This is a genomic window from Kribbella qitaiheensis, from assembly GCF_042657745.1.
GTDB lineage: Bacteria > Actinomycetota > Actinomycetes > Propionibacteriales > Kribbellaceae > Kribbella > Kribbella qitaiheensis.
Window position 1 is genome coordinate 140925 of sequence record NZ_JBHSKE010000008.1, and the last position, 19603, is coordinate 160527.

At 66.6% G+C, this 19603-nt stretch carries 20 protein-coding genes and 1 pseudogene; 11 read left to right on the plus strand and 10 right to left on the minus strand.

The features are described from left to right. Nucleotides 1-103: 103 nt before the first annotated feature. The 5 genes from ACFPJ1_RS09760 to ACFPJ1_RS09780 are packed head-to-tail and all read right to left on the minus strand — an operon-like array spanning nt 104 to nt 5809. The gene (locus tag ACFPJ1_RS09760) at nt 104-1276 is read right to left on the minus strand and encodes an acyl-CoA dehydrogenase family protein (protein WP_380103135.1); all 1173 of its coding nucleotides are present in this window, start codon (nt 1274-1276) and stop codon (nt 104-106) included. A 10-nt stretch (nt 1277-1286) separates the two neighbouring features. Beyond that, nucleotides 1287-2093, minus strand: coding sequence for a poly(3-hydroxyalkanoate) depolymerase (gene phaZ, locus ACFPJ1_RS09765; RefSeq protein WP_380103136.1), 807 nt, complete (start codon nt 2091-2093; stop codon nt 1287-1289). Between the two features lie 36 nt (nt 2094-2129). Next, nucleotides 2130-3818: a PHA/PHB synthase family protein gene (locus ACFPJ1_RS09770; protein ID WP_380103137.1), complete on the minus strand. Its 1689-nt coding sequence runs from the start codon at nt 3816-3818 to the stop codon at nt 2130-2132. Beyond that, nucleotides 3815-4318 (minus strand): DUF3556 domain-containing protein, encoded by a 504-nt coding sequence (locus ACFPJ1_RS09775; protein ID WP_380103138.1) that lies wholly within the window; start codon nt 4316-4318, stop codon nt 3815-3817. Before ACFPJ1_RS09775 ends, ACFPJ1_RS09770 begins: the two co-directional genes overlap by 4 nt. Before the next feature lie 18 nt (nt 4319-4336). Beyond that, nucleotides 4337-5809 (minus strand): class I adenylate-forming enzyme family protein, encoded by a 1473-nt coding sequence (locus ACFPJ1_RS09780; protein WP_380103139.1) that lies wholly within the window; start codon nt 5807-5809, stop codon nt 4337-4339. Nucleotides 5810-5990: 181 nt separating this feature from the next. On the opposite strand from ACFPJ1_RS09780, the gene ACFPJ1_RS09785 reads away from it, so the two are divergent. From ACFPJ1_RS09785 to ACFPJ1_RS09820, 8 genes are all read left to right on the plus strand, one after another. Then, on the plus strand, nt 5991-7262 hold the full coding sequence (locus ACFPJ1_RS09785; protein WP_380103140.1) for a PucR family transcriptional regulator: 1272 nt from the start codon (nt 5991-5993) through the stop codon (nt 7260-7262). Between the two features lie 90 nt (nt 7263-7352). Beyond that, nucleotides 7353-7697, plus strand: a complete 345-nt coding sequence (locus ACFPJ1_RS09790) for a TetR/AcrR family transcriptional regulator C-terminal ligand-binding domain-containing protein (protein WP_380103141.1) — start codon at nt 7353-7355, stop codon at nt 7695-7697. A gap of 9 nt (nt 7698-7706) precedes the next feature. Next, nucleotides 7707-8588, plus strand: coding sequence for a CorA family divalent cation transporter (locus ACFPJ1_RS09795; protein ID WP_380103142.1), 882 nt, complete (start codon nt 7707-7709; stop codon nt 8586-8588). A 576-nt stretch (nt 8589-9164) separates the two neighbouring features. Next, nucleotides 9165-9611, plus strand: coding sequence for a hypothetical protein (locus ACFPJ1_RS09800; RefSeq protein ID WP_380103143.1), 447 nt, complete (start codon nt 9165-9167; stop codon nt 9609-9611). 115 nt (nt 9612-9726) lie between these two features. After that, on the plus strand, nt 9727-9930 hold the full coding sequence (locus ACFPJ1_RS09805; RefSeq protein WP_380103144.1) for a hypothetical protein: 204 nt from the start codon (nt 9727-9729) through the stop codon (nt 9928-9930). Beyond that, entirely contained in the window at nt 9927-10283 is a 357-nt protein-coding gene (locus tag ACFPJ1_RS09810) for a DoxX family protein (protein WP_380103145.1), read from the plus strand. The genes ACFPJ1_RS09805 and ACFPJ1_RS09810 overlap by 4 nt, the downstream gene beginning before the upstream one ends. 13 nt (nt 10284-10296) lie before the next feature. After that, nucleotides 10297-10983 (plus strand): AMP-binding protein, encoded by a 687-nt coding sequence (locus ACFPJ1_RS09815; protein WP_380103146.1) that lies wholly within the window; start codon nt 10297-10299, stop codon nt 10981-10983. Nucleotides 10984-11450: 467 nt separating this feature from the next. After that, the gene (locus ACFPJ1_RS09820; protein WP_380103147.1) at nt 11451-12113 is read left to right on the plus strand and encodes a phosphatase PAP2 family protein; all 663 of its coding nucleotides are present in this window, start codon (nt 11451-11453) and stop codon (nt 12111-12113) included. 165 nt (nt 12114-12278) lie between these two features. Here ACFPJ1_RS09820 and ACFPJ1_RS09825 read toward each other — a convergent pair whose 3' ends face one another. From ACFPJ1_RS09825 to ACFPJ1_RS09835, 3 genes and pseudogenes are all read right to left on the minus strand, one after another. After that, nucleotides 12279-12902, minus strand: coding sequence for a diacylglycerol/lipid kinase family protein (locus tag ACFPJ1_RS09825; RefSeq protein WP_380103148.1), 624 nt, complete (start codon nt 12900-12902; stop codon nt 12279-12281). Nucleotides 12903-12921: 19 nt separating this feature from the next. Beyond that, nucleotides 12922-13110 (minus strand): annotated as a pseudogene (locus tag ACFPJ1_RS09830) (hypothetical protein); the annotation flags it as partial. A 652-nt stretch (nt 13111-13762) separates the two neighbouring features. After that, complete coding sequence (locus tag ACFPJ1_RS09835) at nt 13763-15061, minus strand: IS701 family transposase (RefSeq protein ID WP_465261068.1); 1299 nt, start codon at nt 15059-15061, stop codon at nt 13763-13765. Nucleotides 15062-15286: 225 nt separating this feature from the next. Here ACFPJ1_RS09835 and ACFPJ1_RS09840 point away from each other — a divergent pair, with 225 nt between their 5' ends. Next, complete coding sequence (locus tag ACFPJ1_RS09840; protein ID WP_380103149.1) at nt 15287-15952, plus strand: hypothetical protein; 666 nt, start codon at nt 15287-15289, stop codon at nt 15950-15952. A 251-nt stretch (nt 15953-16203) separates the two neighbouring features. Here ACFPJ1_RS09840 and ACFPJ1_RS09845 read toward each other — a convergent pair whose 3' ends face one another. Together ACFPJ1_RS09845 and ACFPJ1_RS09850 are read right to left on the minus strand one after the other, a co-directional pair. Then, entirely contained in the window at nt 16204-17364 is a 1161-nt protein-coding gene (locus ACFPJ1_RS09845; protein WP_380103150.1) for a TolB-like translocation protein, read from the minus strand. Then, nucleotides 17352-17615, minus strand: coding sequence for a hypothetical protein (locus tag ACFPJ1_RS09850; protein ID WP_380103151.1), 264 nt, complete (start codon nt 17613-17615; stop codon nt 17352-17354). The genes ACFPJ1_RS09845 and ACFPJ1_RS09850 overlap by 13 nt, the downstream gene beginning before the upstream one ends. Nucleotides 17616-17785: 170 nt before the next feature. On the opposite strand from ACFPJ1_RS09850, the gene ACFPJ1_RS09855 reads away from it, so the two are divergent. Together ACFPJ1_RS09855 and ACFPJ1_RS09860 are read left to right on the plus strand one after the other, a co-directional pair. Next, nucleotides 17786-18973, plus strand: a complete 1188-nt coding sequence (locus tag ACFPJ1_RS09855; protein WP_380103152.1) for a hypothetical protein — start codon at nt 17786-17788, stop codon at nt 18971-18973. Between the two features lie 15 nt (nt 18974-18988). Beyond that, nucleotides 18989-19525: a hypothetical protein gene (locus tag ACFPJ1_RS09860; protein ID WP_380103153.1), complete on the plus strand. Its 537-nt coding sequence runs from the start codon at nt 18989-18991 to the stop codon at nt 19523-19525. Nucleotides 19526-19603: the final 78 nt, after the last annotated feature.

The window sequence follows — 19603 nt, forward strand, 5'->3', positions numbered from 1 at the left end:
CGACATCCCCTCACAAAAGGACATGGAGATCGAGGCGTGGTCGGCCTCCGCCGCCTGCTCGCGGCCGCCGGCTTCTCGGAAGACGACGCGCCGAACTGATCGGTCAGACGAACGCCGAGCGGCCAGTGATGGAGCGGCCGACGATGAGCGTGTTCATCTCGCGAGTGCCTTCGTAGGAGTAGATCGCCTCGGCGTCGGCCACGAACCGGCCGACGTTGTGCTCGAGCAGGATGCCGTTGCCGCCCATCAATTCACGGGCATATCCGACGGATTCCCGCATCCGCACAGTGCAGAAGGCCTTTGCCAGCGACGCGTGCTCGTCGTACGCCGAACCAGCGTCTTGCAACTGAGACAGCCGCGCACAGAGTGTGGCCGACGCGGTGGTGTTTGCCAGCATGCGGACGAGCAGGTCCTGGACCAGTTGGAAGCCGGCGATGGGTCGGCCGAACTGTTCGCGCTCCTTGGCATACGCGAGCGCGTGCCTGTAGGCGCCTCGGGCGCAGCCGACCGCCATCCATGCGACCCCGGCGCGCGTCATCAGCAGCACCTTCGCCGTGTCGCGGAACGAGTTCGCTCCGGCCAGCTTGCTCTCCGCCGGGACCCTCACGCCGTCGAGAGTGATCAGCGCGTTCTGGACGACGCGCAGCGCCATCTTGTCCTCGAGCTTCGTGGTCGAGAAGCCTGGTGTGTCCTTCGCGACCAGGAAGCCCTTGACCTGTCCGTCCTCGACGTCGCGGGCCCAGATCACGGTCACATCGGCGAAGGTCGCGTTGCCGATCCACTTCTTCTGGCCGTCCAGCACCCACTCGTCCCCGACCCGGCGGGCCCTCGTCTGCAGACCGCGGGATGCACCGGAGCCGACGCCCGGCTCGGTGAGGCCAAAGGCGCCGATCGACTCCAACCGAGCCATCGGCGGCAACCAGCGCTGCTTCTGCTCCTCGGAGCCGCACAGGTAGATCGAACCCATCGCCAGTCCGCCATGCACCCCGATGAAGGTGGCGATCGACGGGTCGGCGGTCGCCAGCTCCATCGCGATCATGCCGTCGGTCAGGAAGCTGCGACCTGGGCAGCCGTAGCCGGTATATGGCGTACCGGCGATGCGGAGCTCGCGCAGCGCCGGGATCAGCTCGAACGGGAAGCTGGCCCTGGTCCAGTGCTCGTTGATGATGGGCGTCACCTCCTTGTCGCCGAAGTCGCGGACGGCGTGCAGCAGACTCCGGTCGTGGTCGTCGAGGAGCGTCTCCAGGGCATAGAAGTCGATCGGGTCGGTGGTCATGGCGGCTTCCTCAACGGGACAGGTACTCGGAGATGACCGGCACCAGGGTGGGTGCCTCGGTGACGAGCTCGACGTGCCCGCCGTGGTAGAGGTGCAACTCGGCCCGTCGGATCAGGCCGGCCAGGATGCGGGCGTTCGCGACCGGGATGATCGGGTCGTCGTCGCCGCTCAACACCAGTGTCGGCTGCTGGATCAGCCCCAGGAAGGGCAGGCTGGTCCAGGTGGCCCCGGCGAGCAGCTGGAAAAGGTATCCGCGCCGTGACCCGGCGTGTGCCTGGGTCTTGAACATCCGGCGGATGTCGGTCGCGTGCTTTCGGGCGCTGCCGCCGTACAGGAGTCCCGCCACGCCGGCCGCGTACTCCGGGTCGCGGAAGCGGCGTGGCGTGATCATCTTGATCAGGGTGGCGGGCCGGCCGGGCACCATCAGCATCCCGGTGGCGGTGCTCACCAGCACCAGTCGCCGAACGCGACGCCGGTGCTGTACGGCGAGCTGCTGAGCCAGGGCCCCTCCCCAGGACAGGCCGAGTACGTCGACCTGGTCGTACCCCAGCTGACGGAGCATCCGATCCACCATCCAGGCCAGCATCGGGAACGTGTAGGGCAGGGGCCCGACAGGCGACCCGCCGACCCCCGGCACGTCGAAGCGGATCACCTCCTGGTCGGGATCCAGGGCGTCGACCGCCGGTTGGAGCACCTCGAACGCCGCGCCGATCCCGCAGCACAGCAGCAATGGTGTCTTGCGGCGATCGCCGGGCCGCACGTCGTACCGGATCCGCTGGCCGGCGACGCTGAGGGTTTGCAGGTGCTGGGTGCGCACGTCGACTCCTCGAGGTCGTCGCGTCGGATGGAGTCGTCAGGTCTGGAAGACATAGCTGCCGGGTGCGGGCTCCAAGGGGTCCATCCCGGCGCCGCCGAGCGTGGTGGGTGCCGCTTTCAGCTTGCCACCGTGCTCGTTGAGCCACGCGATGTAGTCCGGCCACCAGGAACCCTGAACGGTGTCGGCCGTCAGCAACCACTCGTCCGGATCCGGCGGGTTGCCGGTGTTCACCTGGAAGGTCGCCTTCGGGTTCCCGGGCGGGTTGACCATCGACGCGATGTGGCCGCTGGTCGAGAGCACGAACCGACTCTCGCCGCCGAGTAGCTGGGTACTGCGGTAGCAGGACTGCCAGGGGCAGATGTGGTCGGCGATCCCGGCGATCACGTACGACGGAGTGGTCACCTTGCCAAGGTCGACCGCCGTACCCAGCATCGTCACCGTGCCCGGATGGGTCAGGCTGTTCGACATCCCGAGCTCGACGAAGGCGCGGTGCAGTGCAGCGGTCATCCGGGTGGTGTCGGCGTTCCAGAACAACACGTCGAACGGCGACGGCGGCCGTCCTTGCAGGTAGTTGTTGACCCAGTAGTTCCAGATGAGGTCGACCGGGCGCAGCCAGGCGAACACCTCGGCCAGGGTTCGGCCGTCGAGGTATCCCTTGGACGCTGAGGCTGCGATCGCCGCGGCGGCCACCCGTTCGTCGACGACGGCGGAGACCAGCCCGGCGCGACTCTGGTCGAGGACGCTGACCGCGAGGGCGAGACCCGCGACCCGGTCCAGCTCTCCGCGGTCGGCCAGGTGGGACATGACCATCGAGGCGAGGATGCCGCCGGAGCAGGTGGCGAACAGGTTCGTGGCCTCGCTGCGGCAGATCCGCTGCACGGCGTCCATCGCGTCGAGAATGGCCTCACCGTAGGTGTCCATGCCCCAGTCGCGGTGGCGGGCGTCGGGGTTGCACCAGGAGATGGTGAACACCTGCTGCCCTTGCTGGAGGAAGTACTCCACCAGGCTGCGCCCCGGCGCGATGTCGACCACGTAGTACTTGTTGATGACGGGCGGCACGATCAGCAGCGGCACGGTGCGGACGTTCGCGGACTGCGGGGTGTACTGGATGAGCTCGAACACCTCGGTCCGGTGCACCACCGCACCCGGCGTCGCAGCCACCGTCTCGCCGACGGTGAACGCCGTCGGCTCGATCATTCTCGGCACTCGAGGGCGCGTGGACAGGTCCCGCACCAGGTTGCGGACGCCGGCCACCGAGCTCAGGCCGGCCGTGTCGATCAACGCCTTCCACGCCACCGGGCTGATCAGCGCATTGTTGCTCGGGGCAAGCGCTCCGATGAGGTTGTCGAGCACGAACGTCATCCGCTCGGTGTCGCGCCAGTCGAGTTGTGCGTCGTTGGGCAACACGCCGACGGTCTCCTGCAGGGCCAGGTAGGCCTGCACGATCCGGCGCAGCAGCGGGTTCTGGCTCCAGGCGGGGTCCGCGAACCGGCGGTCCCGCTTGGATGGCGCGCGGCCGGAGTTCCCGGTCATGACCCGGGCGAACTCGGCGGCCAGGTCCGAGCTGCGCCGGGCGACGGTGCCGGGCCGGGCGGCCAACCCTGTTGCCATCCGCACCCACGAGCTGTTCGGCAGGAACCGGCGCAGTGGTCCGGTCGCGGCAGTGGTGAGCAGGAAGTCGAGCGGTTCGGCCAGCAGGTCGGCTTGTTCGGACTGGGTGGTCATGACAGCACTCCTTCGGGTACGGCGGTCTCCCGGCCCGGACATGCACCGGCCGGGCCTGTTGTCGTCATCGCAACCTCGCCAGCGCGGCGGAGCGGTACGACGCGGGCCCACGGTGGTTCACGAATCGTGTCCACCCGGGCGTGGGTGCGCGAGCCTCCGGTGAACGGCGTGAAGTGGCCGGCCAACGGGCTCCAGGATCCGGCGACGCCGAGCACCTCGAGCAGGACCGTCCACGGAATCAACTTCTGGTAGAAGATCGGCTCGGTCCAGAAGGCGCTGGGGCGTAAAGGGTTGAAGCCCGCGGTGAGCGACGCGATCAGGTAGCCGCCCAGGACGTAGAGGAAGACCAGTTTGACGATGTAGATGAGGTGGAAGATCCGCGGTGATCCGAAGCCGTGCTCCGCCCAGAACCGGGACAAGATCTTGATCCGCTCCAGGTAGGGCATGGAGTACAGGTTCTCCGGATCGACCGGCGGCGCGCTGCCTGTTGTGAATCCCATGATGACCCTTGGTCGACGTCAGATCTGCTGCAGGGTTCGCCGCAGGGCGGGCTTGTCGGGTTTGCCGACGGCGTTCTTGGGGATGGCGTCGACGACGTGGATGGCCACCGGGACCTTGATCTTGGTCAGCTGCGATCGACACAGCACGTAGAGCTCGTCGACGTCGAGCTCCGCCTTCGGGTACGTCGTCACGTAGGCGACCGGCACTTCACCGTACATGGGATGCGGCCCGCCGACGACCGCGGCCTCGAGCACCGCGGGATGGCCGTGCAGGACGGTCTCGATCTCTTTCGGATAGATGTTCTCGCCACCGCGGATGATCATGTCCTTGGTCCGATCGACGATGCGCAGGTAGCCGTCGTCGTCGAGGATGCCGACGTCACCGGTGTGCAGCCACCCGTCACCGAGCGCTTCGGCGGTCGCCTCTGGGCGGTTCAGATAGCCCTGCATGACGTTGGCGCCCTGAATGACCACTTCACCGCGCTCACCGGTCGGCATCAGCGAGCCGTCGGACGACATGATCGCGACCCGCTGACCGGGCAGCGCGACGCCGACCGTGCCGACCTTCCGCGGGCCGTCGGGTGGATTCGCAGTGGACGCGCAGGTGCCCTCGGTCAGGCCGTACCCCTCGATCAGGCCGATCCCGAAGCGCTGCTCGGTCGCGGTGAGCAGCTCCTCGGCAGCCGGCGCGGCACCACAGATCGCGAACCGGACGGACGAGGTGTCGGCGACCACGTCGGCAGGCTGGGAGACCAGGTGTGAGTAGATCGTCGGGACGGCGGAGAAGTACGTCGGGCGATGCTTCTCGATCGCGGCGAGGAACTCGAGCGGCTGGAATCGCTGCAGCATGGTGAGCCGGCCGCCGACCGAGATGGGCGTCAGGAAGCTGACGCAGATCGCGTTCACGTGGAACAGCGGCAACACCAGCAGACAGTGGTCGCGCTGGTCGATGTGCAGATGCGATGTCATCATCGCCGCCATCGCGCTCAGGTTGGCATGGCTCAGCATGACGCCCTTCGGCCGTCCGGTCGAGCCGCTGGTGTAGATCAGCAAGGCCAGATCGTCCGGCGAGGTGATCGCCACCGGGAGAACCCCGGGGTCTGGCCGCCTGCGCCACAGGTCGTCGATGCCGATGTTGGGCCGACCACCGTTCGGCGCGTCGGGACCGACGTTGACCACGACAGTCGCGTCCGCGTCCCCAATCTGGTAGTCGGCCTCGTTCGCGGTGAAAACCGGGTTGATAGGGGTCACTGCGGCGCCGAGCCGCCAAGCGCCGAGCATCGCGACCAGCAACTCGACGCGGTTCGGCAGCATGATCGCCACCACGGATCCAGAGCTGACTCCGTAGAGGGCCAGCTGGGTCGCAACTGCGTCGACCCAGCCTGCGAGCTCGGCGTACGTCAGATCGTGGCGATCATCGCGGACGCTCTGGCGATGGTCGTACGACGACGGCCAACGCCAGGGAAGATAGTCGAGGTCTCTCATGGTCATGGCTACTCCGAACAGGTCTGGAAGCGTGGGATCACGGGGCGAGGTCAATACCACTGACCGTAAGGACGGACGGCATGGCCGGCACTGTGCGCGGAACACGAAGCTCCGGCCCGGGTTCGTGTTCCCGGGCTGACATGGGGCCGTACCCGGCGCACAATCGGAGCACAAGAGGGGAGGGGCCGTGGCCTCTGACGAGCTGCATGCCGACGCCTTGGCGCGGGTCGCCAAGGTGGCCACCGAGATGGGGGCCGAACTGCCGGCGTTGACCCAGACACTGCACAAGGTGCTGGCCGCGTCGATCACCGAGCTCCAGGGCGACGCGTTGCAGCTCGAGTTGCTGGCGGCAAGCATCGAGAGCAATATCGAGACGATCGCTCACATCCTGCGCTACGAGATCGCGATCGACGAGATCTCCGCTCCGTCAGCGGCTGAGGAGTACGCGCGTCGACTGGCTCAACGAGGAGTCTCCCTCACCGCACTCGTCCGCGCTTACCGGCTCGGCCAGCAGCAGGTCCTGGACTGGGCCTTCGACGAGATCGCCGCAACGGAGCCCGACCCACGTATCGCCTTCGCCGCCGGACGGCTGCTGGTGGACCAGACCTTCCAGTACATCGACCGGATATCTGAGCAGGTCGTCACGGCGTACGAGTCGGAACGTGTTCGCTGGCTGGCCAACCGCAACACGGTGCGGGCGGCGATGCTCGATGAGTTGCTGCGGGGCGACAGGACCGACCTCGTGGCGGCGGAAAGCGCTCTCGGGTACAGGCTGCGGCAGAACCATCTCGGTGTGGTGCTCTGGAGCACGGCGCGATCGCCCGCGGACGCCGAACTACGTCGGCTAGAGCGCCTGTTGCAACAGCTCACCAAGGCGGCAGGCGGCGCCGGGCAACCGCTGTTCGTGCCGAGGGACCGATCGACCGGCTGGGGCTGGGTGCCGTTGGGACGCGCCGTCGAGGTCCACGACCTGGAGCGCCTGGAGTATGACGACGCGGTTGGCGAGCTGAGGGTCGCTACCGGATCGCCGGCGGCTGGTGCAGCGGGCTTCCGAGTGACCCATGTGGAAGCGACTCAGGCGCAGCGGGTTGCGGTGGCTGCTCAGGATCGCGCGAGGCGGATGACGTCGTTCGTCGATGCCGAGGTGCGGGCGGCCGCGATGCTCGTCGCCGACCTCGACGGCACCCGACGGCTGGTTGCGAAGGCCCTCGGGGAACTTGCCGCCGATACCGAGAACGCCGCCCGGCTGCGTGAGACGCTGCAGGTGTTCCTCGCCGAGAAGGGGAGCTACACCGCGACCGCGGAGCGTGTCCACCTGCACAAGAACACGGTCAAGTACCGGATCGATCGGGCCGTCGATGAACGCGGAAGATCATTGGACCACGAGCGTCTGGAGCTGGAGCTCGCGCTTGTCGCTTGCCGGTGGCTCGGCAGCTCGGTCCTCGCCACCGGTCACTGAGGTCATTCGTAACCTTGTACAAGCAGTCGCGCACCCACCAACGGAACAGAAAGCGAGAACACTCCGACGAACGGAAGGAGATAGGTGATCATGGCAGTTCCTCTCGAGTTCGACTCGACCTGGAGGAAAGGCCGGGTCCGGCTGATAACTCGAGATTCGCCGATGATCGACGGGCTTCGCCCGGCGGTGACCGAGGCGACCGAGCGCGGACTGTTGCGTCCCGACGTCACGGCCAAGAGGTTCGCCATGGCCGCCATCGGGCCGCTGTTCTACCAGCGGTTCCTCGTCGGACATCCGCTCGACGACAGGACCGTCGACGCGGTCGTCGACATCGCTTGGCGGGCCTACTCACCGACGCCACGGGCAGTCAGCCGTCCGGGGGTCAGCGTGTTCCGCTACACGGTAGGCAGCCATCGAGCAGCCGACAGATCGTAGGTTACAGCGGTGGAGGTTATCGACGGCACGACAGTCAAGCGGTACGGGATCGCACCAGCGGGCGGAGTCTGCGTGGTGGTGCCCCCTTCCGCGCTCCGGGAGGTGATCACGGCGGCCACCTGGGTAGGCGCCGACGCCGCCACCGCCGAACAAGCACTGGCCTCGTCGCATCGCCGGCCGGTCGCGCAGGCGGCCGGTCGACGGATCTCGGTGATCGCTTTCGCTACGGCTGAGGACTACACCAGCCAGGAGGTGCACCTGCACGTCGGCAGGCGCGGGCTGGTGGCGGTGTGCCCCGAGTCGCTCATGCCGGTAATGCGCGAGGCGGTGTCCCGGGTACGCCGCGGGCCGGCGGAAGCGATGCTCGCAGTGCTCTCGATGCTGGCCCACCAGGCCGCCGCCGCCGTCCAGGACCTCTCCGCGGAGGCGAACCGGCTCGATCAGCGCTCGATCGGTCTCGCCGCCGACGCGCAACGGCGTACAGTCTCCGGGCTGCGGCACCGCCTCTTCGCGCTCCAGCAGCTATGGAACGCGCACCACGTCATGTGCACCGTGGACGACACTCTGGCCGATGCCCTGAGTCGCGCCGGCCGACGCCGGTTACGGCAGTCCGGAGTGATCTTCGAGGCGAGCGCGGCCGCCGCGGCACAGGTCTACTCATTGCTTGGCGACACACTCGACCGATATTCCGCAGTGATCAGCGAACGGCTCACACTGGTGACGGTGATCTTCCTGCCACTCACCGTCAGCTCCGGGTTCTTCGGGATGAACTTCGGCTGGATGACCGACCACATCGGATCTGCGGCGGCCTTCGCGGTCCTCGGCATCGTCGCGCCGCTCGCACTCGTCGGCCTCACGGTGCTGACCGCTCGACGGATCAGCGGCACATGACGCCGATCATGCGACACCGGGTGACCTTCGACGCTGCCACGCCGCAAGTCGCACCCGGATCAGCCCAGCGTCGTGGTCGATGCGCTGGCACTTGCGAGAACTGCCAGCCTCACCGCGCACGGCCCATCATGTGCAGCCTATGCAGCGCCACAGTCCTGCTCGGCGATGAGCTCGCCCCCGAAGACACGGCCCAGCTGGCGGAGCCGGCCTGGTGACGGGTCAGCGACTGGCTGGTGTGGGACAACGCCATGAACGGTCACCGTGGGCGCGGGCTGGCGCAGGCCGAGGTGGCCGAGGTCGCCGCGGTTCATTTCTGCGATCACGAGTCATCTCGCTTGCCTGAGGCCTGATCGCTTGATGCCGGCGCGACACCAGCACACCGCAGGTCGTCGTCCACATCGCCCCGATGGAAGCGAGGGCTGGCGCACGGCACGCGCCAGCCGCACGGATTGACGATTTCGTCACATCTTCGCCGTCTCAACTAGCCAAACTGTCATAACTGACGATATCGTCAGTACTGGCGAAGCATTACAAGAGGTCCTCATAGGGCCCAGAATCCAACGAAGGTGGTAACTCATGACGCAGCACACGGACTTCTCCGCGCGGCTGGATGATTTGCAGCAGCGGGCCGCGACGGCCAGGTCGGCGGTACAGGCTGCCGCGACCGAGTCCGACGCACAACTCAGGCAGCGGATCGATCGAGCTCAAGCCAACCTTGACCAGTCAGGCGAGAACGCACGGCAGGAGGCATCGCAGGCCGCCGACAGCGCTCGGGCGAAGTGGGCGCAGCTGAAGGCTGACGCCGCGGCCAAGATGAGCGACGTCAAGGCGAACATCGACAAGCGGACCCGCCAGGTGGACGCCAAGGTCGCCGATGACGACGCGGACTGGGCAGAAGCCGACGCGGCCAAAGCCCTCGATTTCGCCGACTGGGCGGTCGAGAGCGCGCAGCTGGCGATGCTCGGCGCCATCGACGCCCGCGCCTACGCCGACAAGCTCGCCAAGGCCGCAGACAACTCGTAGTCCCTCAATCGAACTGGTGGCCACGGAGTCCCAGTTCTCCTTACAGCACTCATGCCGCCGCGGGCGGGAATGATTGACGCCTTGCCCGCACGGCATCACCTAACGGAGGTTTGCAATGACTAGTGATGTGATGACCCCGGACCTGCTGCGCGACACAATCCGGTACCGCGCCCAGGACGCGTCGGCGGTCAAGGTGTATGGGCTCGCCTGGCTGGAGTTCGAGAAGCCGGATCTGGACCGGGACGAGGTCGACCAAGCAGCTGGCAACGCGTTTGTCGACGCATTCACCGTTCCCTGGAAGTCGGAGGTGCGGCCATGACTACCCCGCTCCTTGTTTCCTTGGCCGCGCTCATCGCTGTCGCCTTTGCGGTGCTGGGCGCAAGCAAGATCCGAGCCGTACCGTCGATGCAGGCCCGGGCCGCGCATGTCGGTTTCAGTGTCGGTGCCTACCAGCGCATCGGGGTCCTGGAGGTCGCGGGTGCCGCAGGAGTCCTGCTCGGCCTCGCGATACCCCCGCTCGGTGTGCTCGCCGCGGCGGGTTTGCTGCTTCTCATGGTTGGAGCCCTCGGCGCGCACCTGCGCCAGCACGACGGCGTAGCCGAGCTGGCACCAGCGCTCGTCGTCACCGTGCTGCTCGTGGCCTATCTGTGGCTCGCCTTCGGCAAGATCTGACGACGAGGCCGACATGACCAACTTCAGCCAGAACCTCACCGAGTCCGCCTCGATGTACCCAGACCACCCGGCCGTCCGGATGGATGACCACGTGCTGACATACGCGGCCCTGGACGACGCCGCGTCCCGGATGGTCACGCTGCTGCGCGGCAACGGACTGGAGCCCGGCGACCGCGTCGGGCTGATGCTCCCGAACCTGCAGTTCGCGATCTCGTACTATGGCATCCTCCGGGCCGGCGGGGTCGTCGTGCCAATGAACCCGCTGCTTACCGAGCGCGAGGTGGAGTACTACCTCCGCGACTCCGGCGCCAAACTGCTACTTGCCTGGCATGACCGTGCCGCCGAGGCGGAGGCAGGTGCGAAGGCCGCAGGCGACTGCCTGGCGGTCGCGCCCGGAGACTGGGACTTCCAGGCCGCGCTGGCGGCGACGCCGCCCGCGACCGACCCGGTCAGCCGCTCCGACGACGACATCGCAGTGATCCTCTACACCTTCGGCGCCACCGGCAAGCCGACGGCCGCCGAACTCACGCACGGCGGCCTCAACCGCAACCAGGCGGTCACCGCGCGGGCCCTGATCAACGCCGCCAGGGTCCTCAGCGGCGAGCGGACAGGGACACGATCCACGCCACCCGCGCTGCTGCCGTCCTTGCCGACACCGACGACTCGCAGGCCAGCCCCGGTGAGGCTGACGCGGCCATAACGACGTGTTCGCCGGCATCCTGTCTCTGTCTCGCCGGTGCTCTTCTACCCGGCGCAGGACGGCCGCGCCCAGCCACTGGCTAGCGAGTACGGCAGAAGGTCCCGCGACTCATTTGGGCAAGTTCGCGGTGGCAGTGCATAGCCGACCGTGCCACCCCAGGCTGGCCGCGGCCGGCTACCCAACGCGATCGGAGGATGGTTGGCCTCACACACCGCTGCGAGGCGATCTCCTCGACCAGGCTGCACTGCACGGGGTCCTCGGCCTGGACGAGAGGCTCGGGCTCGAGCTGATCGGCGCCTGTCGCCGACTGAGCGGCGGGGTGCCGCGACGGGGCTTGCGTTCGGCGGCGCCGCCTCGGCTGGGGGTGGCCGTAGGCGCTGACCGCCAGGTCCGGTCTAGCCTTGGTCTAGCCTTGGTGCTGGGCTGCACCTCGTGTCCGGCCACCACTGAATCGAAGGCTCCTCCCCATGTCCTCCCACGCAGACACACAGCAACAAAGCGTCGCGGACGCGCTGGCGCGGCGGGTTGAGGCGCGGCGGGGCGCCGAATCCGTGTGGGTCGCGGCGTTGGGTGAACTGGCGGCCGTGGACCGGGCCGTGTATGAGGCTGTGGCGGATACCCCCACCCCGGAGCTGGACGACCCCGTTCGCCGGCTCTCGAACGCTGCGAACTACTCGCGGCTATGGCTTGGTATCGCCGCCGTGATCGCCGGGCTCGGTGGCAGGCGTGGACGCCGCGCGGCGCTGGAGGGCGTGCTGGCGATCGGAGTTACCTCGGCGACCGTCAATCTCGGCATCAAGCCGCTTGCCCAGCGGCGGCGCCCGGATCGCGCCGACTACGCCATGTTTGCGGCTCGCCGTGTACCGATGCCGGAATCCGACTCGTTCCCGTCCGGCCACGCCGCGTCGGCGTTCGCGTTCGCCTACGCGGTCGGCCGTCACCTGCCGGGGCTGGCCGTGCCGATCCGGTTGCTGGCGGGCGGCGTCGCCTACTCGCGAGTCCACACCGGCGTGCACTATCCGGGTGACGTGATCATCGGTTCCATCGTGGGGGCCGGAACCGCAGCGACAGTCGCTGCAGGATGCGACCGCATCTACCGACTGCAAGACCGAACTGCGAAACGTGCGTAACCGGCAGCCCTAACGGAGCCTGCACCTCCTCGGCGTATCAGCCCTCTGGCAGCGGACGCGTTTGCCTGGGAGGCGACAACGGCGCCGATGGTGGCATGCCTCAAAGGCGGGGCGAGATTCGGACTCGCAGAGCCCTGGGCCGGATAGTGAACTGCAGCGGCGGGCTTAGATCGATCGCCTCGCCATCAATCCCTGCGTGTACCGGTGGCAGCGCGCTGACGTCCAGACGTGGTGCGCTCCACGCTCGCCCTGGAGTGTGGGGGGCAGCCCGCGGGGGGTGCGGGGCAGCGCTGGGTGCGTCGAGAACGATGATCCCGAGTCGGCCGCTGTCGAGGGCCGGACGGGCACCGGGCGATCGAGCGTGTAGGGGTTGTTCGACACGAGCACAACCGCGAGATGCTGGTGCTCGCGCCCCATATCGTCGACCAGGCGCAGCGCAGGCACCTCTGCGCGTGGGCCGAGCACCTTCTCGGCGGTCTCCAGGAGCGTCCGCATCTTGGCATCGCGGTAGCCGGGACTGCGGACGGCGTCGCCGTAGATACCGAGCGAGACGTTGTTGAGAAACAGGCGACCATTCACGTCCGCCACGTCGATCAGGCGCTCGATCCCGCCAGCGAACGCCTCGAGCGCGCCGAGCACATCGTGAGGATCCACTCCGAGATCGAGAGCGAAGTGGTTGCGCGTCCCGGCCGGCACGCACACGAACGGAAGCCCATGCGCGGCGGCCGCCGCGGCCACAACCGCCATCGACCCCGTCGCCACCGGCAACCCCCAGCGCGTCCGCACCATCGGCCACAGCTTCCCGGGCCAGCGCTTCCAGGCTCTGGCCCGGCGCAAAGATGACGGTCTCAATCCCTCGGTCGCGTGCCCGCTCGGCAACCGCAGCGCGTGCGGCAGTGCCCCCGCCAGATCTCGGGTTGATAAACCACACCGGCCGTTGCGGGGGATCCGAGGACCGCCAGCCAGGACGCGGCAACTCCGACACCATCCCCAACATTCTTGTGCAACGACGGTAAGCGTGCCAGTCGCAAATCACCTGCCATCGATGACGGGATGCCGGCCCCCACTTCCACGCCGAAGACGGCGTAACCAGTGGTGCAGTGCAACGCTCAGCCCACCGCACCGTCAAAGAGCTCGCCGCCGATATTCGCAGCTGGGCCGAGACCTGGAACGACAACCCCAAAACCGTTCCGCAGACGACATCCTGCAATCGACTGGTAGTGCCCCGAGATCAGTTCATCGCAACACAGTCAGCCGACATCGCCGGTGCCTTCGCACCCGGGTGCGTTGTGGTGGTGCGAAGTAGCGGGCCCAAAGAATGTCGTGGTCAGGCTAGCGGCGGAATCAGATTGAGTCTTCGGTATGGAATTGTTGAAGTGGGAAATTCGATCAGAGGGCTGCCTGGTTTGGCCGTGCGGGGCTGGCTGTCGATTCCGACTCGCGCGCCTACTGCTTCCGGTGTGGCGGCGGGCCAGGTGAGTCGAGTTCACCGCGATCGAGTTCGAGTTGCGCCTAGCGTCCTGAGCCGGTCGGCTCGTACTTCGTGCCCGCGAAAGCTCTACGATTTCGTCGGGCCGAAGGTAGGTAGTAGCCGCGAGTCGCGTCGGTGTCACATCTTTGGCAACTAGTACTCCAGCCGTAGTTCGTGATCAGGCGAGTTGGACTGCTTGACGGCGGTGGTGGCAGTCGCGGGCTCGGGCTTGGTGGCGGCGTCGCCACCGTGACCAGTGCAGCAGGTATGCGAGGTCGCGGCGGGCGTGGTCGAGCAGGTTGGTGAACAGGTGCCTGACTTCGTTCGCGGTCAACGCGATGAGCCCAGGCGGCGCAGTGGTGTCGGCTCGTGCGGTTGCCGCGGTGACAGCGAGGAAAGCGTGGGCGAGCATCGCGAGGATGGTCCACCGGTGCCACGACGTCCAGCGACGGACCTGGTGCTCGTCCAGGCCAGTCAATCCCTTACCTGCTTGGAAAGACTCCTCGATCGTCCACCGGCGCCCGGCCACGGCGACAAGGGTCGCCAGCGGTACTGGGGTGGGTGTGTAGCAGCGGTAGAACGCCAGTTCACCGGTGCTGATCGAGCGGCGGACCAGCAACGCGTGATCGCCGGGAACCTCGGGGTCGGTGATGTCGATCAGCGCCCAGTCGTACCAGCGATGACCCTTCGCGCCGACACCGGCACTGAGCCGGTTCCACGCGCGTGACGGCAACCGGCGGCCCAGCGCTTTGGCCTGGTGTTTGCCGGCCGGGGTGGTGATCTGGTGGTCGCAGGCCACCGCAAGCACGTAACCGATCCGGCGCTCGTGCAGACCTGAGCGCAGCTTGGAGTCTGCGCCGTAGACCTCGTCGCCAGCCACCCATGAGGCCGGGACACCGGCGTCCAGCGCGCGGGTGATCATCTCGGCTGCGAGCGCGGGCTTGGTGGCGAACCTGATGTCGTCGGGAACCCCCGCGGCACGGCACCTGTCCGGGTCTGCGGTCCACGACTTCGGCAAGTACAACGCCCGGTCAATGAACGCATGCCCACCCTTGGCGGCATACACCAGGTAGACCCCGACCTGGGCGTTCTCGATCCGGCCCGCGGTCCCGGTGTATTGACGCTGCACCCCAACGGTGTGAGTGCCTTTCTTCAGGTCGCCGGTCTCATCCACCACCAGCACCGCGTCGGGATCGGCCAGGTGATCGACGACATAACTCCGCAGATCGTCACGCACCGCGTCGGCGTCCCAGGCCGCGCGAGACAGCAGGTGCTGCATGCCGTCCGGGGACACCTCACCAGCGTGCTCGGCGATCGTCCAGCAGTTCACCCGCGGCAGCCCAGCCAGCAACCCCAGCAGGAACAACCCGACCCGCCGACGCGGTTCGACCCGCGCGAACCGGCACGCGATCCGCCCTGCCAGCTCGTCGAAACCACGCTGCCAACGATCAGGGTCTACGCTATGGCACGCAGCCACCGCGCGACCGTCTTGAGTCCACACAACCCGAGATCATCAACCGGTGGCTGCGCTACGTCCCGGACCGCCACACCGCCACATCACGAACTACGGCTGGAGTACTAGGTTGCCGATGAAGCGGGCTCTGGTGCTGGTGCCAACGTGGGCTTCACCTTGGGTTAGAACGTGGGCGATGACGGTCCGTGCGATTCAGGCGGTCAGCGCAGTCCAAGGTCGTGCGCTCACGTGAGCCTGCCCACCCGGCGATCGTCTTCGATAGAAGAGTTCACGCGAGTGCAGCTGGAACTGCGGGCCCGCGCGGGCGCCAGCCGTGCCGGCCGGTCGTCGCCGAATCGGACGCGAGTGGTGGCGGCGGCGACCTACCTGTTCCGCGGCGCGATCAGGCACGCAGAATGTGGTCGCAAGATGGAAGGCGCCAAGCGTTCTCATGCGACGTTCTATCGCTGCGCCGCACGAACCCTGGTTCCCGGCGCCCGGGAACTGCTAGATCATCCTCCGACTGTCTATCTGCGGGAGGATCACCTGGCCAATGAGGTGAACCGGTGGATCGGTGGGCTGTTCAGCCCGCGGAATCTGGAGAGCACCGTCGCGGCGCTGGTCGGGTCTCAGGAAGGGCCGGATCCGGCCGAGGTGGCGGAGGCTGCCTTCAGGCGTCGGATCGGCGCGGCGGAGGCCGAAATGGCGCGGCTGCAGCGGGCGCTCGAGGCTGGCTGGGACCCGGAGCAGCTGACGAGTCAGGACAACGCCGCAGTCGCTGAGAAACGTGCCGCCCAGGCTGGAATGGATGCGATCGAGGTCACAGAACGATTCAGTGCGAATGAAGTCCGCGAGATGGTCGCTGAACTCGGTGACATGAGTACTCGATCGAGCGGATCGAGGCGACCTTGCTGATCTCTACAAGGCCCTCGATCTCGCGATCACCTTCGACCACCGAGAACGGATGGCCGAGGTCTCCATGAACCCAACCACGCATGTGGTTAAGGTCGGTGTCCGAGGGGGGACACGCACCTTAACCACACGCTTGAGGCTGAACGGGTGACTCGGTTTGGTCTGGTGGGGTTGCGTGCGTCGCCGGGCGTCAGGTGCGCTGTTACAGGGTGCGCCGGGTGGGAGAGGGCGTCGCGACCACGACGACGAGGTGGTCAGTGGCTGGTGACAACGAGCGTCGGCGGGTCATGGACAAGGCCCGGAAGCGCGTTCGTCTCGTACGGCTGCCGCAGTCCGGGCCGCCAGGCGAGGAGCCGAGTACGGGATCCCGCGTCGAGGGCGGTCACCAACCAGTCACCACGGCCGGCGAAGGCCAGCCCGGGTTGCGACTTGGCGGGCAGTTCGATCCCCGGCATGATGCTCAGCCGGCCGGTGTCGAGTTGCATGATCGCGATGTCCATGGGCGGGAGCGGGTGGCCGTCGAACCGTGACTCTGTCGATGCCCGTTCGATCAGGAAGGCAACCCTCGTACCGTCAGGGCTGACGACACCGCAGCAGGCGGGGCGTGGAAGGGGGGATCCGAGGGTCTCCCCGCCGGCGATCGACCGGCGGTGGAGCGTGCACGGTGACGCGTCGTCCTGACAGCCGCTGGTCCAGAAGACTTGGCCTGCCCCGGCCGCGAGCGGCGCCACGTGTTGTTCGAGCTTGGCCTGCAACCGACCGGTCCGTGCATCGACGAGCGCAAGCCACGTCGGTGAGATCGACGGATCGGGCTGCATCAGCCCGACGATCGTCTCGCCCACGATTGCGGATGCGTAGAAGCCGAGCGGCAGCCGCACCCGCTGCCCGCCGGCGACCGGAGCGATCGTCGCGTAGGGGTTGTCGATGTCACTGGCGAAGGAAGCGATCCAGACCCGATTGCGATCGGTCAGCACCCCCTCGGTGGGACCGAGTGGGCGGATGACACTCACCCGGTGATCGACGCTGATGCGCAACATCGCGTAGGGAGCCGTCTCGCTGCACGACCCGGTTGTCGCGTACGCCGTGACCGGATCACCGGCCAGGACAGCGGCGTACTCGCCTGGGCGGACGACTGCGTCAGGCAAGGTCGTCGCGCGGCCGCTGTCGAAGTCGACGAGTCGTAGCCGGTCTCCACCCAGGAGCACCTGGATCCCGGTGTGCTCCGCGGGTGGCGCACTCGACACGATAGGCAGCAGCGTGTCCGCTCCACACGCGCCGGGCGCCGTCGGCCACACCCGCGCCGACCGTCCGTCCGGGGTTGTGTTGATCAGATCGGACGGGGTGGGACTCGGCGCGGCCTGATGTTGCGGACGATCCGTCGAGGCGCGGAGGACGATCAGGGTCAGCAGCGCCACCAGGACCAGAATCCATCCGGCCCTTCGGCGCCCACGTCTCGAAGCCTTCCCGACTTCGAGGACCTCTCCTTGATCGTGCTCCACACCACCATGAAATCACCGCTCGTGTCGCTCAGGTCCACGGTTCGTCCTGTGTTGATCGAGTCCTCGATGGCGCAGATGATCTCCGTGATCTGTACGCCGTGATCGATGCCGGGACCGAGTTCGACGCCATCGATGAGTCCGGCCGCGAAGTCCTGGACCATCCACATGCGTCGAGCTCGACCCCACGAAATCTGAGGCCAACCCCGTAACCGCTGATTACCAGCCAGAACACTGGCCAAATGCCATAATCTGTCGAAACTAGCCTCTGACCTGCGCTTTTGCTGTCCAGCAGTTCTCAGCTCTGAGCATCGTCACCCATCGGTTCTCGTTGAAAACAATGCGTAAAGCCATGTGCTGCTGTCGCGCATCCGCCGCCTTGCGTCGCGTGCGGTATCCGCTCGCCGTCTACTGGGGAGAGCTTGAAGGTCGCTATCCGGCTGGCGGCTCCGATTCGTCTGTCGGGGATGTCGCGACGACCGTTGCACTGACTCTGGCCCTGCCGACTCGCAAGGTGATCGTCGGCTCACCGGGCTCGAGGGTCACGAATGCATCGAGGCCGCGGGCGACCTCGGTGCCGTCGACCTGCCACACGGCGTCGTCGATGACGTCTGCCGAGGCATCCGCGACCGATCCCCAAAGCCGGATCGTTTGTCCAGCCATGTATGGCCTCAACCGGTTCCTCACCCGCGACATGTATGACAGCGCACTCAAAGACATCGGGCTCGGCACGCACCCATGGAACACCAACCGCTACATGTTCGGCGGCGGCAACCCAGTCAGCCGCATCGAACTCGACGGCCACATCAATGACAGTTCCGACGGCTTGGGTGGCGATCCGTACGCATTCCATCTGCCGATCACGACGTCTGACGAAGAGCACAACCAGCAGCTCGTGGAAAACTGGAAGAACATCGGCGCCGGTACAGTACAGGGAATTATCGAGACAGGCGAGCAGGTGAGCCCTCTCAATGGCATCCGCCAGGCAACGGGCACGGCGGACAGCCAGATCTACCACAACGTGGCCTCGAAATTCGGTGCGAACACCGACAGCACCGCCTATGAAGCCGGCCGCTGGTTCGGCTCGGCAATCGTCCCCACGGGGACAGTTGGCATTGGCGTCAAGGTTGCCGATCGAGCGGCGGTCACTCTGTCCGAAAAGGCCGCCGCCAAGCTAGCCGATGACGCGGCCAAAGCCGCAAGCCCTGAAATCGGCACTAAACTGGAGTACTTCTTCGGGAATGCCACTGGGACTGCTCACAACATTCAACGAAGCGGCGACATGGCCAGCCAATTGAACCGGATTGGGATTGGAGATAGCGCCGCAGGACGTGCGATCTTCTCGAAGCATCTGGACGAGGTGTTCAATGACCCCGGCTCTGTGGTGCGGACTCAGGACAATGGGCGCATTGTGAGAGAGGGCCTCCTGAAGGGACCCGATGGTATGCTCAAGACGGAGACGATCTGGGATGGCAATAGACTGATCACCGGGCAGTTGTACGGGTCGAACTCAAGATACCGAAAGTAGGTGATGGTCGTGCCGATGTTCACGATCTCATTCGGTAGCAGTGCAATGGAGTGTTCGGTCTGGTCGAGTTCCGGAGAAGCGCGTGCCGGATCGTCCGCCGACCTGGAGATCGCGAACGAGTACGGATCCGGCTCGGGTCCCGTGTACGTGTTCTCGTCTGCGGATGATGCCGGGGAGGGCGGCCGGGAGCCAACTGTAGGGATTCAAATGGATTCAGAATTTGAGTCCCCCACGATCTTTGGTAGCGAATGGGGCGGAGCGCGCTGGGTTGGCTGCAACTCGCACTTGTATCGAATCTCGCCCAATATGACCATCGATCGTGAGATTGGCCTCGATTCGAGATTCGACTGTTTCAGGCTCATTTCTTATCTGGATAGGCTAATTGTTCTCGCTGAAGTCGGACTCTTCGCTGTGCGCAGTAGTGGTGAGATTGATTGGCGGGTGAATCTGGAGGTCGTCACCGATGTGCGCTGGGAGAGTGAAAGCGTGTTGATCTCCCAGATGGACAGCTCAGAAGTGCGCGTGGACCTTCGGAACGGGGCTGTGGCTTAGTGCCGGGTGGCTAGTACGGCAGCCGTAGTTCGTGATCTGGCGGCGCGGCGGTCCCGGACGCGAGGCGGCCACCGCTCG

Coding starts and splice junctions, on each gene's coding strand:
- ACFPJ1_RS09850 (WP_380103151.1), bottom strand. CDS start 17,615: ATGTGGATGGTCCAGGACTTCGCGGCCGGACTCATCGATGGCGTCGAA.
- ACFPJ1_RS09810 (WP_380103145.1), top strand. CDS start 9,927: ATGACTACCCCGCTCCTTGTTTCCTTGGCCGCGCTCATCGCTGTCGCC.
- ACFPJ1_RS09805 (WP_380103144.1), top strand. CDS start 9,727: ATGACTAGTGATGTGATGACCCCGGACCTGCTGCGCGACACAATCCGG.
- ACFPJ1_RS09860 (WP_380103153.1), top strand. CDS start 18,989: ATGTTCACGATCTCATTCGGTAGCAGTGCAATGGAGTGTTCGGTCTGG.
- ACFPJ1_RS09775 (WP_380103138.1), bottom strand. CDS start 4,318: ATGGGATTCACAACAGGCAGCGCGCCGCCGGTCGATCCGGAGAACCTG.
- ACFPJ1_RS09855 (WP_380103152.1), top strand. CDS start 17,786: ATGCGTAAAGCCATGTGCTGCTGTCGCGCATCCGCCGCCTTGCGTCGC.
- ACFPJ1_RS09815 (WP_380103146.1), top strand. CDS start 10,297: ATGACCAACTTCAGCCAGAACCTCACCGAGTCCGCCTCGATGTACCCA.
- ACFPJ1_RS09820 (WP_380103147.1), top strand. CDS start 11,451: ATGTCCTCCCACGCAGACACACAGCAACAAAGCGTCGCGGACGCGCTG.
- ACFPJ1_RS09760 (WP_380103135.1), bottom strand. CDS start 1,276: ATGACCACCGACCCGATCGACTTCTATGCCCTGGAGACGCTCCTCGAC.
- ACFPJ1_RS09770 (WP_380103137.1), bottom strand. CDS start 3,818: ATGACCACCCAGTCCGAACAAGCCGACCTGCTGGCCGAACCGCTCGAC.
- ACFPJ1_RS09800 (WP_380103143.1), top strand. CDS start 9,165: ATGACGCAGCACACGGACTTCTCCGCGCGGCTGGATGATTTGCAGCAG.
- ACFPJ1_RS09825 (WP_380103148.1), bottom strand. CDS start 12,902: ATGGTGCGGACGCGCTGGGGGTTGCCGGTGGCGACGGGGTCGATGGCG.
- ACFPJ1_RS09780 (WP_380103139.1), bottom strand. CDS start 5,809: ATGACCATGAGAGACCTCGACTATCTTCCCTGGCGTTGGCCGTCGTCG.
- ACFPJ1_RS09790 (WP_380103141.1), top strand. CDS start 7,353: ATGGCAGTTCCTCTCGAGTTCGACTCGACCTGGAGGAAAGGCCGGGTC.